At 72.9% G+C, this 14,055-nt stretch carries 15 protein-coding genes; 7 read left to right on the forward strand and 8 right to left on the reverse strand.

Annotation, left to right across the window (positions count from 1 at the left end; all coding sequences use genetic code 11):
• Positions 1–138 precede the first annotated feature (138 nt).
• The 4 genes from nhaA (at position 139) to ACH4B3_RS20505 (ending at position 3,431) form a co-directional block, all read left to right on the forward strand.
• Positions 139–1,530: a Na+/H+ antiporter NhaA gene (gene nhaA / locus ACH4B3_RS20490; RefSeq protein WP_398464526.1), complete on the forward strand. Its 1,392-nt coding sequence runs from the start codon at positions 139–141 to the stop codon at positions 1,528–1,530.
• A 42-nt stretch (positions 1,531–1,572) separates the two neighbouring features.
• Entirely contained in the window at positions 1,573–2,037 is a 465-nt protein-coding gene (locus ACH4B3_RS20495; RefSeq protein ID WP_398464528.1) for a phage holin family protein, read from the forward strand.
• The gene (locus tag ACH4B3_RS20500) at positions 2,034–2,960 is read left to right on the forward strand and encodes an alpha/beta fold hydrolase (protein WP_398464530.1); all 927 of its coding nucleotides are present in this window, start codon (positions 2,034–2,036) and stop codon (positions 2,958–2,960) included. Before ACH4B3_RS20495 ends, ACH4B3_RS20500 begins: the two co-directional genes overlap by 4 nt.
• 219 nt (positions 2,961–3,179) lie before the next feature.
• Entirely contained in the window at positions 3,180–3,431 is a 252-nt protein-coding gene (locus ACH4B3_RS20505) for a hypothetical protein (protein ID WP_398464532.1), read from the forward strand.
• Between the two features lie 359 nt (positions 3,432–3,790).
• On the opposite strand, the gene ACH4B3_RS20510 is transcribed toward ACH4B3_RS20505, so the two are convergent.
• The 3 genes from ACH4B3_RS20510 to nth are packed head-to-tail and all read right to left on the reverse strand — an operon-like array spanning position 3,791 to position 6,684.
• Positions 3,791–4,990: a MarP family serine protease gene (locus ACH4B3_RS20510; protein WP_398464534.1), complete on the reverse strand. Its 1,200-nt coding sequence runs from the start codon at positions 4,988–4,990 to the stop codon at positions 3,791–3,793.
• Between the two features lie 54 nt (positions 4,991–5,044).
• Positions 5,045–5,728, reverse strand: coding sequence for an NUDIX hydrolase (locus tag ACH4B3_RS20515; RefSeq protein ID WP_398464536.1), 684 nt, complete (start codon positions 5,726–5,728; stop codon positions 5,045–5,047).
• Positions 5,725–6,684 (reverse strand): endonuclease III, encoded by a 960-nt coding sequence (gene nth, locus ACH4B3_RS20520; protein WP_398464538.1) that lies wholly within the window; start codon positions 6,682–6,684, stop codon positions 5,725–5,727. The genes ACH4B3_RS20515 and nth overlap by 4 nt, the downstream gene beginning before the upstream one ends.
• Positions 6,685–6,931: 247 nt before the next feature.
• On the opposite strand from nth, the gene ACH4B3_RS20525 reads away from it, so the two are divergent.
• Positions 6,932–7,606, forward strand: a complete 675-nt coding sequence (locus ACH4B3_RS20525) for a Crp/Fnr family transcriptional regulator (RefSeq protein ID WP_003981529.1) — start codon at positions 6,932–6,934, stop codon at positions 7,604–7,606.
• A gap of 244 nt (positions 7,607–7,850) precedes the next feature.
• Here the strand turns inward: ACH4B3_RS20525 and ACH4B3_RS20530 are convergent, their stop codons facing one another.
• From ACH4B3_RS20530 to ACH4B3_RS20545, 4 genes are all read right to left on the reverse strand, one after another.
• On the reverse strand, positions 7,851–8,681 hold the full coding sequence (locus ACH4B3_RS20530; RefSeq protein WP_398464540.1) for an MBL fold metallo-hydrolase: 831 nt from the start codon (positions 8,679–8,681) through the stop codon (positions 7,851–7,853).
• Entirely contained in the window at positions 8,678–9,661 is a 984-nt protein-coding gene (locus ACH4B3_RS20535) for an NUDIX hydrolase (RefSeq protein WP_398464541.1), read from the reverse strand. Before ACH4B3_RS20535 ends, ACH4B3_RS20530 begins: the two co-directional genes overlap by 4 nt.
• Before the next feature lie 172 nt (positions 9,662–9,833).
• A complete protein-coding gene (locus ACH4B3_RS20540) occupies positions 9,834–10,298 on the reverse strand; it encodes a RidA family protein (protein WP_398464543.1) in 465 nt (154 codons plus the stop codon).
• Positions 10,295–10,456, reverse strand: coding sequence for a DUF4177 domain-containing protein (locus ACH4B3_RS20545; protein ID WP_075033571.1), 162 nt, complete (start codon positions 10,454–10,456; stop codon positions 10,295–10,297). The genes ACH4B3_RS20540 and ACH4B3_RS20545 overlap by 4 nt, the downstream gene beginning before the upstream one ends.
• A 73-nt stretch (positions 10,457–10,529) precedes the next feature.
• Here ACH4B3_RS20545 and ACH4B3_RS20550 point away from each other — a divergent pair, with 73 nt between their 5' ends.
• Both ACH4B3_RS20550 and ACH4B3_RS20555 read left to right on the forward strand, forming a co-directional pair.
• Positions 10,530–11,507: an ArsA family ATPase gene (locus tag ACH4B3_RS20550; protein ID WP_398464545.1), complete on the forward strand. Its 978-nt coding sequence runs from the start codon at positions 10,530–10,532 to the stop codon at positions 11,505–11,507.
• 139 nt (positions 11,508–11,646) lie between these two features.
• Positions 11,647–13,038: an ArsA family ATPase gene (locus ACH4B3_RS20555; RefSeq protein WP_398464547.1), complete on the forward strand. Its 1,392-nt coding sequence runs from the start codon at positions 11,647–11,649 to the stop codon at positions 13,036–13,038.
• 347 nt (positions 13,039–13,385) lie between these two features.
• Here ACH4B3_RS20555 and ACH4B3_RS20560 read toward each other — a convergent pair whose 3' ends face one another.
• Positions 13,386–13,724: a WhiB family transcriptional regulator gene (locus ACH4B3_RS20560; RefSeq protein ID WP_398464549.1), complete on the reverse strand. Its 339-nt coding sequence runs from the start codon at positions 13,722–13,724 to the stop codon at positions 13,386–13,388.
• Positions 13,725–14,055: the final 331 nt, after the last annotated feature.

Genomic DNA, 14,055 nt, shown 5'->3' on the forward strand with positions numbered 1-14,055 from the left:
ACCCGGGCGCCCTTCGCCCGTTCCGGCTAAGGTGATTCCCTGACGCGGAAGGACCGCGACAAGAATCAGAGGCGCGCCGGGAAGTCTGGTCGGCACACAGCACACGTGTATCCGTCCGACCTCAGGAGGTCCTCTCTCGTGGCCGCGCCCCTCCGAGTCAAGTTCCTCGGCCGTCTGTCGCTCCCGGAGCGCCGTTTCGTCACCGACGCGCTCCGCACCGAGACCGTCGGCGGCGTTCTGCTGCTGGTCGCCGCCATCGCCGCGCTGATCTTCGCCAACACCCCGCTGAGCGGCGTCTACGAGGACATCCGGGACTTCTCCTTCGGTCCCGAGGCGCTCCACCTCCATCTGTCCGTCGCCTCCTGGGCCACGGACGGGCTGCTGACCCTCTTCTTCTTCGTCGCGGGCATCGAACTCAAGCGGGAGCTGGTCGCGGGCGAGTTGCGCGACCCGAAGGCGGCCGTGCTGCCGGTGGTCGCGGCGGTGTGCGGCATGGCCGTCCCGGCGCTGGTGTATGTCGTCGTCAACGCCACTGGCGGCGGCTCCATGGACGGCTGGGCGGTCCCGACCGCGACCGACATCGCCTTCGCGCTCGCGGTGCTCGCCGTCATCGGCACCTCGCTGCCCTCCGCGCTCCGCGCCTTCCTGCTCACCCTGGCCGTCGTCGACGACCTGCTCGCGATCCTCATCATCGCGATCTTCTTCACCCAGGACATGGACTACCTGGCCCTCGGGCTGTCCTTCGCGGGCCTGGCGCTGTTCTGGTTCCTGCACCACCGGGGTGTGCGCGGCTGGTACCTGTATGTGCCGCTCGCCGCGGTGAACTGGGCCCTGATGCACGCCAGCGGGGTGCACGCCACCGTCGCGGGCGTGGCCATGGGGCTGATGCTGCGCTGCACCGTGCGGGACGGCGAGGAGCATTCACCCGCCGAGCACATCGAGCATCTGGTGCGTCCGCTGTCGGCCGGGCTGGCCGTGCCGCTGTTCGCCTTCTTCTCCGCCGGGGTCTCCGCCTCGGGTGACGCGGTGTCCGATGTGTTCACCCGCCCGGAGACCCTGGGGGTGGTGCTCGGCCTGGTGGTGGGCAAGACCGTCGGCGTGTTCGGGGGCTCCTGGCTGGCCGCCCGGTTCACCAAGGCGGAGTTGAACGAGGATCTGGAGTGGGCGGACGTCTTCGCCGTCGCCTCGCTCGCCGGAATCGGTTTCACCGTCTCGCTGCTCATCGACGAACTGGCCTTCGCCGAGGACCCGGCGCTCACCGAGGAGGTGAAGGCCGCGGTGCTGATCGGCTCCCTGCTGGCCGCGGTGTCCTCCGGGGTGCTGCTGAAACTGCGCAACGACCGCTATCGCAAGTTGTGTGCCGACGAGGACCTGGACGAGGACCTCGACGGCATCCCCGACATCTACGAGCGGGGCAACCCGGAGTACCACCTGAGGATGGCCGCCATCCTGGAGGCGCGGGCCGCCGAGCACCGCCGCCTCGCCGAAGTGGCCGCCGCCAAGGACACCGGTGACCATGGTCCGGCATGATCTGAGAGGCTTTAGGTCCACGCATAAGCAGAGGAGATGGCGATGAGCGCAGCCGAAGACAGCGGGAACCGCAGCCTCGGCCAGCTGGTGGCCTCGGCCACCACTGAGCTGTCCGCGCTGGTGCACGACGAGATCGCGCTGGCCAAGGCGGAGATCCGGCAGGACGCGAAGCGGGCGGCGTTCGGCAGCGGGGCCATCATCGGTGCCGCCGTCCTGTTCCTGTTCTCCCTGCCGGTGCTCAGCTTCGCCCTGGCGTACGGCTTCCGCGCCTGGACCGACCTCGGCCTCGTGTGGTGCTTCCTCATCGTCGGCGGCATCTACTGGCTGCTGGGGCTGATCCTGGCCTCCTTCGCCATCGCCAAGTTCAAGAAGGTCAAGCCGCCGCAGAAGTCCATTGATTCGGCCAAGCGGACGGCGGCGGTGCTCTCGAACGTCAAACCGCACCCGCGCGCCGCCGTCGACGGCCACCCGGTGGTCGTCGCCGATGTGACACGCTCGTCCGTATGACGGTTCCCGATACCGCCGGTGCGCTGGTGCGGCTCGACGGCCCCTGGACGCACCGGGACGTCGCGGCCAACGGCGCCCGTTTCCACATCGCCGAACTCGGTGAGGGGCCGCTGGTCCTGCTGCTCCACGGCTTCCCGCAGTTCTGGTGGACCTGGCGGCACCAGCTGCCGGTGCTGGCCGACGCCGGGTTCCGGGCGGTGGCGATGGACCTGCGCGGTGTGGGCGGCAGCGACCGTACGCCGCGCGGCTACGACCCCGCCAACCTCGCCCTCGACATCACCGGGGTGATCCGCTCGCTCGGCGAGCCGGACGCCGCCCTGGTCGGGCACGACCTCGGCGGCTACCTGGCGTGGACCGCGGCCGTGATGCGACCGAAGCTGGTCCGCCGGCTTGCGGTCGCCTCGTCCCCGCATCCCCGGCGCTGGCGGGCGGCGATGCTGGCCGACGTCCGGCAGTCGGCCGCGAGCAGTCACATCTGGGGCTTCCAGCGGCCGTGGATTCCCGAACGGCAGCTGATGGCGGATGACGCCGCCCTGGTGGGCCGGCTCATCCGGGACTGGTCCGGCCCGGTACCGCCGGAGGACGAGGTGCTCGACGTCTACCGTCGGGCGATGTCCATCCCGTCCACGGCGCACTGCTCCATCGAGCCGTACCGCTGGATGGTGCGGTCGCTCGCCCGGCCGGACGGTTTCCAGTTCAACCGGCGGATGAAGCTGCCGGTCCGGGTGCCGACGCTGCACCTCCACGGCTCACTCGACCCGGTGATGCGGACCCGCAGCGCGGCGGGTTCCGGGGAGTACGTGGAAGCGCCGTACCGCTGGCGGCTCTTCGACGGCCTCGGGCACTTCCCCCACGAGGAGGACCCGGTCGGCTTCTCGACCGAGCTGGTCGAATGGCTGCGGGATCCGGAACCGGACCGCTGACCAGCACTGATCCGGCACCGGCCGGTTTCTCCGGTCCGCCGGTCCTCGAACGTCCGTACCTTTCGGCGATTCTCCCCGGTCCCCGGCCGGCGACCGGGTACACGGCCGTCCGCCGATCAGCGGTCGTTCGTCCTACCAACGGGTAAATGCCCGGCGCATAGGCCGATTGCCGCAGCGGGAAGCGATTACGGACCTCGGGGCGCGGGCAGAGACGGAGGTATGGGCTGGACGCACGACTACCGTGACGCACCTCGCGACCGCAGCTCCGACACCAAGGCCGACACCGCGCGGAGGCCCCTGCTGGGGGCACCGTCCGGACGTATGAGTGAGATGGCCGGGGGAGTCTCCGAGCGGCGCGGTCCCGCGCTTCCACCGCACGCCGATCACGACCCACAGATCGGCATTCCGCGGATTCTCCGCCGCCGCGCCCGCTGGGTGTCGGCGCGGCTCCGCCACCCCCGCAGTCGCTGACGCCGGGCATGTCGTCCACATTCCGGACGGCTCTGGGCCGCGACGGCCGCGCACCGACGTCCCGCGCCGCGCGCCGGCAGCACCGACGGCGCCGCCTGAGACGGGCCGGACACCACACCTCAGGGCGGACGGGACACGGACACCGTCCGTGATCCAACCCGGTCCGCTGCCCGGTGCCGGGTGCGCCTCGGCGGCCGTCCGGCACCCGGGCGGCCCTGTGGCGCGCCCCGGGGCGGCTCGGGACGTGCCATGCGGGGTGCCTGCGCCATGAGCGGTACCGGCCGGGCTCCGGCACGCCTCGCGGCAGCCGACCGGGCCGGGACGGCGCTACCGGCGCCGTAGGTGCGGTGGCCGGCGGTTCACAGGGCGCAGCCCTCGCTGTCCACCGGGCGGGTGGCGGTGCGGCCGCGGGTGACGTCCTGCGCCACCTCGTCGGCGGTCAGGGCGTACCCGGTGTTCCGGTCGTCGAGCGACTTCGCGAACACCACGCCGTAGACCCGGCCCTCCGGGGTGAGGAGCGGCCCGCCGGAGTTGCCCTGGCGGACCGTCGCGTACAGCGAGTACACGTCGCGGTCGACCTTGCCGCGGTGGTAGATGTCCCACCCGTTGGCGTCGATCCGGTCGCGGACCCGGGCCGCGCGCACGTCGAACGCGCCGTTCTCCGGGAACCCGGCGACGATGGCGTCGTTGCCGCTGCGGGCGTCACCCTCGGTGAACCTGAGGATCGGGGCGTGCAGCGAGGGCACCTTCAGTACGGCGATGTCGCGCTTCCAGTCGTAGAGCACGACCTCGGCGTCGTAGCGCTTGCCCTCGCCGCCGATCTGCACGGTGGGCTCGTCCACCCCGCCGACCACGTGGGCGTTGGTCATCACGCGCTGCGGGGCGAACACGAAGCCGGTGCCTTCGAGCACCTTGCCGCAGCCCGGGGCGGTGCCCACGACCTTGACGATGCTCCGCTTGGCGGCGGTCGCCACCGGGCTGGAGGCCAGTTCCGGGTCGGGGGCCGGTACCGAGGTGATGGGTTCGTCCGCGAACGGCGAGAAGACTTGTGGGAAGCCGTTCTGCGCGAGTGTGCTGGAGAAGTCGTTCGCCCAGGTGCCGGCCTCCTCCGGCAGCGCCCAGGTGACGCCCTGCAGCACCTTGGAGCCGCGGACCTCCTTGCTGAGCGTGGGCAGTGTCGTCTCGGCGAGGGCGGATCCGATCAGTCCGGCGACCAGCAGCATCGCCAGGACGTTGACCAGCGCGCCGCCGGTCGCGTCCAGGGCCTGCGCCGGTGACCAGGTGATGTGCCGGCGGAGTTTGTTGCCCAGATGGGTGGTCGCCGCCTGGCCCACGGAGGCGCAGACGATCACCAGGACGACCGCGGTGACCGCGGCGAGCGTGCCCGGTCTGCCGCCGTCGGTGGTGGCCTCCCATATGACGGGCAGCACGTACACCGCGACGACGCCGCCGCCGATGAAGCCGATCACGGACAGCACCCCGACGACGAAACCCTGCTGGTATCCGACGAAGGCGAACCATGCGGCGGCGAGCAGCAGCAGAATGTCCAGCACGTTCACCGAAGGTTGCCTCGCAATGGTCGCCGGGCAGAACACAGCACGGAGTTCAACCTCTCATGCGTGCCAGTCGAGCGGCACACGTTTCTCCCGGTCCCAGGGCTGCTCCCAGTCCGCGTAGTGCAGGATCCGGTCGATCACACCGGCGGTGAAACCCCAGACCAGAGCCCCCTGGACGAGGAAGGCGGGGCCGCTGTGGCCGCGGGGGTGGACGGCGGTGACCCGGTTGGCCGGATCCGTGAGGTCGGCCACCGGGACGGTGAAGACCCGGGCGGTCTCCGCCGAGTCGACCGGCGCCACCGGGCTGGGCTCGCGCCACCAGCCGAGCACCGGGGTCACCACGAAGTCGCTGACCGGGATGTACAGCCGGGGCAGCACCCCGAAGATCTGCACCCCGGTGGGATCGAGTCCGGTCTCCTCCTCGGCCTCGCGGAGCGCCGCGCGCAGCGGCCCGTCACCTTCCGGGTCGCCGTCCTCCGGGTCGAGCGCACCACCGGGGAAGGACGGCTGGCCCGCGTGCGAGCGCAGCGCTCCGGAGCGCTCCATGAGCAGCAGTTCCGGACCGCGGGGCCCCGCTCCGAAGAGCACCAGCACGGCGGACGGCCGGCCGCCGCGAGCCGGTGGCAGGAAGCTGCTCAGCTGACGCGGCTCGATCGTCTCCGCCGCCCGCGCCACCGGGTCCAGCCAGTCGGGCAGCCCCTGCCCGCTCACCCGCACTCCGCCGCCGAAGGTGCTCGTCACCCGGACACCCCCAGGGGCGCGGCGGGCTTGCCCGGGTAGTCGGCCGGTGGCCGGAGCCGCTGTCCGGGCTGCCCGCCCATCTCGTACTTCAGCAGCTTCCTGGCCTTCTCCGGGTCGGTCTCGCCCTCCCCGTACGCGGGGCAGAGCAGTGCGATCGGGCAGGCGCCGCAGGCGGGCTTGCGGGCGTGGCAGATGCGGCGGCCGTGGAAGATGATGCGGTGCGAGAGCATCGTCCACTCGCTCTTGGGGAAGAGCGCGCAGACCTCCGCCTCGACCTTCTCCGGGTCCTCCTGGGCGGTCCACTTCCAGCGCCGCACCAGCCGCCCGAAGTGGGTGTCCACGGTCACCCCGGGCACTCCGAAGGCGTTGCCGAGCACCACGTTGGCCGTCTTGCGGCCCACCCCGGGCAGCGTCACCAGGTCGTCGAGCCGGCCCGGGACCTCGCCGCCGAACCGGTCGCGGATCGCCGCGGAGAGCCCCAGCAGCGACTTCGCCTTGGCCCGGAAGAAACCGGTCGGCCGGATCAGCTGCTCCAGCTCCTCGGGGTCGGCGGACGCCATGTCCTCCGGGGTCGGATAGGCGGCGAACAGGGCGGGCGTGGTCTGGTTGACCCGCAGATCGGTGGTCTGCGCGGAGAGGACGGTGGCCACCAGCAGCTCGAAGGGGTTGCGGAAGTCCAGCTCGGGGTGGGCGTACGGGTAGACGTCGGCGAGCTCGCGGTTGATCCGGCGGGCGCGGCGGACCAGGGCGAGCCGGGATTCCGGCGCGGCCGGCTTGGCGCTCCGGCCCGCCTTCGCGGTCTTGGCCGCCCCGGCGCTCCCGTCCTGCCCGGCCCCGGCGGAGCGGGCGGCACCGGCGGACCCGGAGGCGGCGGACCCGGCCGCGGATCTCGCACCCTTACCCGGCTTGTCCGACTTCGCCGCTTTACCGGCAGCGCCACGCGGCTGTTCGCCCACAGCGGAATTACGAGGTGCGGTCACCCGTCCGGCCCCCTTGCCCTGTGCTCTCACCGGCGTATTGGACACCCGGCCAGCCTAAGGCCAGGCACCGACATCCGCCCCGGACGCACGAAATCGCCCGCCCAATCGGACCCCTGCCGTACGGTCCCTGGGACCGGTGCGTCAAACTTGTGATTGATCGCACTGTTTTACCGTCCGGCATCATGGACCCCGGTCCCCTGTGCATGTCGACAAGGAGAGTCTCGTGGACGACGTTCTGCGGCGCGCCCCGCTTTTCGCGGCGCTCGATGACGAGCAGGCCGCTGAGCTGCGCGCCTCCATGGGAGAGGTCACCCTCGCGCGCGGGGACGCACTCTTCCACGAAGGGGACCCCGGCGACCGCCTCTACGTGGTCACCGAGGGCAAGGTCAAGCTGCACCGCACCTCGCCCGACGGCCGCGAGAACATGCTCGCCGTGCTCGGCCCGGGCGAACTCATCGGTGAGCTGTCCCTCTTCGACCCCGGCCCGCGGACCGCCACCGCGACCGCGCTCACCGAGGTGAAGCTGCTCGGCCTGGGCCACGGCGACCTCCAGCCCTGGCTCAACGCGCGGCCCGAGGTCGCCACCGCGCTGCTGCGCGCCGTGGCCCGGCGGCTGCGCAAGACCAACGACCAGATGTCCGACCTGGTCTTCTCGGACGTGCCCGGGCGCGTCGCCCGCGCTCTGCTGGACCTGTCGCGCCGCTTCGGCGTGCAGTCGGAAGAGGGCATCCACGTGGTGCACGACCTCACCCAGGAGGAGCTGGCCCAGCTGGTCGGCGCGTCCCGGGAGACGGTCAACAAGGCGCTCGCCGACTTCGCCGGTCGCGGCTGGCTGCGGCTGGAGGCGCGTGCGGTGATCCTGCTGGACGTCGAGCGGCTGGCCAAGCGCTCCCGCTGAGCCCGCACCCGGGGGTCCGCAACCCGGCAGCCCGCACCCGGCGGCCCGGCGTCGCCCGCGGGCCCTCCCTCGGCTCCGGCCGGGCCATGGGGCCGGCCGCGGCGGGGTCCGGGCGCCCGGGCCCCGCGGCCGCCGTGCGCCGGGCACCACGGAGGGACGTCCGCCCCGGGAAGACGAAGGGGCCGGCCCCCGGACGGGCCGGCGGTCCGGACGGGCGGGGCCGCCCCCGCCCGGCGGACCCCGGTCAGATCAGACCGTGCTCCCGCAGGTACTCCAGCTGCGCCCGCACCGACAGCTCCGCGGCCGGCCAGAGCGAGCGGTCCACGTCCGCGTAGACGTGCGCCACCACCTCCGACGCCTCCCGGTGGCCGCTCTCCACCGCGGTCTCCACCTGGGCCAGCCGGTGCGCCCGGTGGGCCAGGTAGAACTCGATCGCGCCCCGGGCGTCGTTCAGCACCGGCCCGTGGCCCGGCAGCACCGTGTCCACCCCGTCGTCGACGGTGAGCGACTGCAGCCGCCGCAGCGAGTCGAGGTAGTCGCCGAGCCGCCCGTCGGGGTGGGCGACGACGGTGGTACCCCGGCCGAGCACGGTGTCACCGGTGAGCACCGCGGCGTCGGCGGGCAGGTGGAAGGAGAGCGAGTCGGCGGTGTGCCCGGGCGTGGGGACCACCCGCAGCTCCAGGCCACCGGTGGTGACCACGTCGCCGGCCGCGAGCCCTTCGTCGCCGAGCCGCAGCGCCGGATCCAGGGCGCGCACCCGGGTGCGGGTGAGTTCGGCGAAGCGCGCCGCGCCCTCCGCGTGGTCGGGGTGGCCGTGGGTCAGCAGGGTCAGCGCGACGCGTTTGCCGGCCCGCTCCGCGGTCTCCACCACCGCCCGCAGGTGGCCCTCGTCCAGCGGCCCGGGATCGATCACCACGGCCAGTTCGGAGTCCGGTTCGGCGACGATCCAGGTGTTGGTGCCGTCCAGTGTCATCGCCGAGGGGTTGGGGGCCAGGACGCACACCGCCCGGTCGGTGGCGGGCCCCGCGATGGGGCCGCCCCGGGGCTGTCCCGGCAGTGCGGCTGCGTACGTCATGCGTTCCCTCCGCCCCCGGCGGCGCGCGTCCGGTCTCCGGCGCCGCTCTCCCGATCGTGGACGGCGCGTCCGGTGCCCCCGGTGGCGTGCTCGTCTCCGCTGGGGATGTGCTTGGTGAATTCGTCGTGCCCGGGCCAGCTCAGCACCAGCTCGCCGTCGACCAGCCGGGCCTCGGCCAGCACCGGCGCCAGGTCCCGCGCATCGGCCGCGGCCAGCGCCTCGGCCACCGTGCCGTAGGCGCACAGCCCGCGCAGCGTGGAGATGGTCGGGGGCATCATCAGCAGCTCGCCACGGTCGTAGCCGCCGGCCGCGTCCTGCGGCCGGATCCACACCGTCCGGTCCGCCTCGGTGGAGGCGTTGCGGGTGCGCTGCCCCGCCGGCAGCGCGGCCACGAAGAACCAGGTGTCGTAGCGGCGCGGCTCGAACTCGGGGGTGATCCAGCGCGCCCAGCCACCCAGCAGGTCGGACCGGAGCACCAGCCCGCGGCGGAGCAGGAAGTCGGCGAACGGCAGTTCCCGCGCGACCAGTGCGGCCCGGTCGGCCTCCCAGTCGGCGCCGGTGGTGTCGGCGACGACGGTGTCCGGGGTGGGCCCGGCGAGCAGCACGCCCGCCTCCTCGAAGGTCTCCCGGACCGCGGCGCACACCACCGCCTGGGCCGCCGTGGTGTCGCCACCCAGCCCCAGCCGGCGCGCCCACACCTCCCGGGACGGCCCGGCCCAGGCCACCTCGCCCTCGTCCCGCGGATCGACGGACCCGCCGGGATACGCGTACGCGCCTCCGGCGAATGCCATGGAGGCGCGTCTGCGCAGCATGTAGACGTCGGGACCGGCGGCCCCGTCCCGCAGCAGCAGCACGGTGGCCGCGGCGCGCGGGGCGGCCGGGGTCAGCTCACCGTCGGCGAGTGCCCGGATACGGTCCGGCCACTCGGGCGGATACCACTGGCCATTGGTCCCAGGGGTCGTGGACGACGTGGACGACATGGCCGGATGCTATGCGTTTGCGCGCGGATGTTCGAGGGGGTCCCGCCCCGCATGGCGCGGGGCGGCTGCCGAGGCGGGCGCCCCGCGGCACTCCCGTGCCCGGTTCCGGCGGGCCTCCGCCGCCGGCCGGGGCGGCCGCGCTCCGCGCCGGACCGCCCCGCGGACGGTCCGGCTAGTCCGCGACCTCGACCTGGATCTCCACCTCGACCGGGGCGTCCAGCGGCAGGACCGTGACCCCGACCGCGCTGCGCGCGTGGATGCCCTTGTCCCCGAGCACCTCGCCGAGCAGCTCGCTCGTGCCGTTGACGACACCGGGCTGGCCGGTGAAGTCGGGCGCCGAGGCGACGAAGCCGACGACCTTCACCACCCGCACGATCCGGTCCAGGTCGCCGATGACGGACTTCACGGCGGCCAGGGCGTTCAGCCCGCAGATCCGGGCCAGCTCCTTGGCCTCCTCCGCGGTCACCTCGGCGCCGACCTTGCCGGTCACGCCGAGCTTGCCCTGCACCATCGGCAGCTGGCCGGCGGTGTAGACGTACGCGCCGCTGCGGACGGCCGGCACGTAGGACGCCAGCGGAGCGGCCACCTCGGGCAGGCTCAGCCCCAGCTCGGCGAGCTTCCTGTCGACCGCGCTCATGCGGACTTCTCACGCTTGAGGTAGGCCACCAGCTGCTCGGGGTTGTTGGGACCCGGCACGACCTGGACGAGCTCCCAGCCGTCCTCGCCCCAGGTGTCCAGAATCTGCTTGGTCGCGTGCACCAGCAGGGGCACGGTCGCGTATTCCCACTTGGTCATGGTGCTGACTGTAATGCCTCTCATCCCGGGGGCTGGTGCGTACTCCGTCCGGGGACTGGTTAGGCTCCGCCATGTGAGCAGGCTCCATGTCGTCAGTGGCAAGGGCGGAACCGGCAAGACCACGGTCGCCGCCGCACTCGCGCTGGCCCTCGCGGGTGAGGGCAAGCGCACCCTGCTGGTCGAAGTCGAAGGCCGACAGGGCATCGCTCAGCTCTTCGAGACGGAGGCGTTGCCTTACGAGGAGCGGAAGATCGCAGTCGCGCCGGGGGGCGGCGAGGTGTACGCGCTCGCCATCGACCCCGAGTTCGCGCTGCTCGACTACCTCCACATGTTCTACAAGCTGGGCTCCGCCGGACGGGCCCTGAAGAAGATCGGCGCGATCGACTTCGCCACCACCATCGCCCCCGGGCTGCGGGACGTCCTGCTGACCGGCAAGGCGTGCGAGGCGGTGCGCCGCAAGCACCGCCACGGCGGGTTCGTCTACGACTACGTGGTCATGGACGCTCCGCCGACCGGCCGGATCACCCGGTTCCTCAACGTCAACGACGAGATGGCGGGGCTCGCCCGGAGCGGCCCGATACACCATCAGGCGCAGGCCGTGATGCGGGTGCTGAAGTCGCCGGAGACCGCCGTCCACATGGTGACGCTGCTGGAGGAGATGCCGGTCCAGGAGACCGCGGACGGCATCGCCGAGTTGCGCGCCGCGGGGCTGCCGACCGGCGCGGTGGTCATCAACATGGTGCGGCCCGCGATCCTCGGCCCCGAGGCCGTGGACGCGGTGGCGAACGGCCGGCGCGCCGCGGTCGCCAAGGCGCTCTCCGCCGCGGGCCTGGGCGGGGCGCGGCGCGGCGGGCACGCCGAGCGGCTGGTCGAGCCCCTGCTGGAGCAGGCCCGTGAGCACGCCGAACGGGTGGCGCTGGAGCGGTCGCAGCGCGCCGAGTTGGGCCGTCTGGAGCTGCCGACCCACGAGCTGGAGCTCCTCACCGACGGCGTCGACCTGGCCGGGCTGTACCGGCTCGCGGCCGACCTGCGCAAGCAGTGGCCGTCATGAGGGGCGTCCTCGGCGGTGGCGGCCGGAGCGCCGTCCCGGGCGGCCGCGGACCCGGTCCGCGCGGTCCACGCGACGGGTCCGGCCCGGCGCGGGTGGGCCGCGCGGGAGTAGTGGGAGAAGCGGGAGAAGGTGGGGCGGCATGAGCATGGACGCGGCACCCCGGCTGGAGGCCGACGCGCTGCTGGACGATCCGCACACCCGCATCGTGGTGTGCTGCGGCTCGGGCGGGGTCGGCAAGACCACGACGGCCGCGGCGCTGGGGGTACGGGCCGCCGAGCGCGGCCGCAAGGTCGTGGTCCTCACCATCGACCCGGCGCGGCGGCTGGCGCAGTCGATGGGCATCGGGCAGCTCGACAACACCCCGCGCGCGGTGCCCGGGATCGACGCCTCGGCGGGCGGCGAGCTGCACGCCATGATGCTCGACATGAAGCGCACCTTCGACGAGATCGTCGAGGCGCACGCCGAGCCCGAGCGGGCCCGCGCCATCCTGGCCAACCCGTTCTACCAGTCGCTGTCGGCCGGTTTCGCGGGCACCCAGGAGTACATGGCGATGGAGAAGCTGGGGCAGCTCCGGGCCCGTGACGAGTGGGACCTGATCATCGTCGACACCCCGCCCAGCCGCTCCGCGCTGGACTTCCTGGACGCGCCGAAACGTCTCGGCTCCTTCCTGGACGGGAAGCTGATCCGGATCCTGACCGCGCCGGCGAAGGTCGGCGGCCGGGCCGGGCTGAAGATGCTCAACGTCGGCATGTCGATGGTCAACGGGACGCTGAACAAGCTGCTCGGCGGTCAGCTGCTGCGCGACGTACAGACGTTCGCGGCGGCCATGGACACCATGTTCGGGGGCTTCCGCACCCGCGCCGACGCCACCTACCGGCTGCTCCAGGCACCGGGCACGGCGTTCCTGGTGGTGGCCGCGCCGGAGCGGGACGCGCTGCGGGAGGCCGCGTACTTCGTGGAGCGGCTGGCCGCCGACCGGATGCCGCTGGCCGGGCTGGTGCTGAACCGGGTGCACGGCAGCGGGGCCGCCCAGCTGTCCGCCGAACGGGCGCTCGCGGCGGCCGAGATGCTGATGGAGCATCCGGTCGAGGACGCCGAGCGGCCGGACGGGGACCGCCCCGCGGCCGGGGAGTCCGGAGCCGCCACCGGCACCGAAGGCGCCGGAGAGGCCGTGGGGGCCGACGACGCGGAAAATCTTGCCGAAGGACGCATTGTCGATCGCGATTCCGGGAAGGTTGAAGGAGAAAGCTCCTCGGCTCCGGAACGGATCCCCGGTCCGGTCGCCGCTCCCGACGACGACTCCCCCACGTCAGCGGAGCAGCTCGCCGCGGGGCTCCTGCGGTTGCATGCCGAGCGCATGCAGGTGCTCGCGCGCGAACAGCGCACCCGGGACCGCTTCGCCGCGCTCCACCCCGAGGTACCGGTGGCCGAAGTCGCCGCGCTCCCCGGTGACGTGCACGACCTGGCGGGGCTGCGGGCGGTCGGAGAGCGGCTCGCCCTCCCGCCGGCCGTGCAGACGGTGGCCGGCTAGCCGCTAGGCCCGTCGGCAGCGGCTCCGTCCGGCCCGGCCGGAGCCGGCTTTCGGCAGGCGGAGCCGGCCCATGGGCGCGGGAGACCGCGGCCTGTGCCACCTGCGGACGCGGACGCGGACCGGCGGGCACACCGGCGCGTCCCGGACGGTCCACCGGACGCCCGGCGGACGTGCCGTTCCGGCCACCGCGGACCCGACCGCCGTCGCACGGCGCGACCGGGAACCGCTCGTACCACCCGGCCGGCTCCGTGGCGCGGCCCGCTCGGCCGTCTCCCGTGGCGCGGCCCGCTCGGCCGGGCACCCGGGACCGCCTGGGCGATCGCGGCGCCGTCGCGTCCGCCGCGCTCTCAGCCCGCGGCGGCGTAGCTGCCGAATTCCTCGTCGTCCTCGACGGTCAGGATGCCCGCGCCGCGCTCGTACTCGATGCGCGCGGTCTCCAGGAGCCTCCGCCACGAGGTGACCGTGGGACGGCGGCGCAGCAGCGCCCTCCGCTCCCGCTCGGTCATACCGCCCCAGACGCCGAACTCCACCCGGTTGTCCAAGGCGTCGGCGAGGCACTCGGTGCGCACCGGACATCCCGTACAGACCGCTTTCGCCCTGTTCTGCGCCGCGCCCTGGACGAACAGTTCGTCCGGGTCCGTGGTGCGGCAGGCTGCCTGCGTACTCCAGTCGGTAACCCAGCCCATGCTGGTGCCGTCCTCTCCCGAATTGAGGCTCCCCCACGGCGACAAACGGCATATTCACCGTCGCCAGTTGAGGACGTTACGGAAGGTGGACAGGGTGCAACACCCCCTGCGGGCCCAATCTTGAATGGCCCGAACGGACTATGCGTACGCGGCAGATCACCCAACGGAGTGAGCTGACGGCATAGCAGACTTCTCGGGCGTTTCGGGGCAGATCACCCCACCCGCAACGACCATCTCTCGACAAAACCACCAAAGCGGGCATGTCTCATCACTCACTGGAGTGACTACGGAGATGGTGCGGAACCCCGGATCGGGGGCTGGCTCGAAACAG

Origin of the sequence: Streptomyces sp. NPDC018031 (assembly GCF_044327625.1) — a bacterium.
Taxonomy (GTDB): Bacteria; Actinomycetota; Actinomycetes; order Streptomycetales; family Streptomycetaceae; genus Streptomyces.

Bases quoted from the DNA above. Each gene is read 5' to 3' on its own strand.
- ACH4B3_RS20495 (WP_398464528.1), top strand. From the start codon at position 1,573: ATGAGCGCAGCCGAAGACAGCGGGAACCGCAGCCTCGGCCAGCTGGTG.
- ACH4B3_RS20535 (WP_398464541.1), bottom strand. From the start codon at position 9,661: ATGTCGTCCACGTCGTCCACGACCCCTGGGACCAATGGCCAGTGGTAT.
- ACH4B3_RS20560 (WP_398464549.1), bottom strand. From the start codon at position 13,724: ATGGGCTGGGTTACCGACTGGAGTACGCAGGCAGCCTGCCGCACCACG.
- ACH4B3_RS20505 (WP_398464532.1), top strand. From the start codon at position 3,180: ATGGGCTGGACGCACGACTACCGTGACGCACCTCGCGACCGCAGCTCC.
- ACH4B3_RS20500 (WP_398464530.1), top strand. From the start codon at position 2,034: ATGACGGTTCCCGATACCGCCGGTGCGCTGGTGCGGCTCGACGGCCCC.
- ACH4B3_RS20545 (WP_075033571.1), bottom strand. From the start codon at position 10,456: ATGACCAAGTGGGAATACGCGACCGTGCCCCTGCTGGTGCACGCGACC.
- ACH4B3_RS20540 (WP_398464543.1), bottom strand. From the start codon at position 10,298: ATGAGCGCGGTCGACAGGAAGCTCGCCGAGCTGGGGCTGAGCCTGCCC.
- ACH4B3_RS20555 (WP_398464547.1), top strand. From the start codon at position 11,647: ATGAGCATGGACGCGGCACCCCGGCTGGAGGCCGACGCGCTGCTGGAC.
- ACH4B3_RS20530 (WP_398464540.1), bottom strand. From the start codon at position 8,681: ATGACGTACGCAGCCGCACTGCCGGGACAGCCCCGGGGCGGCCCCATC.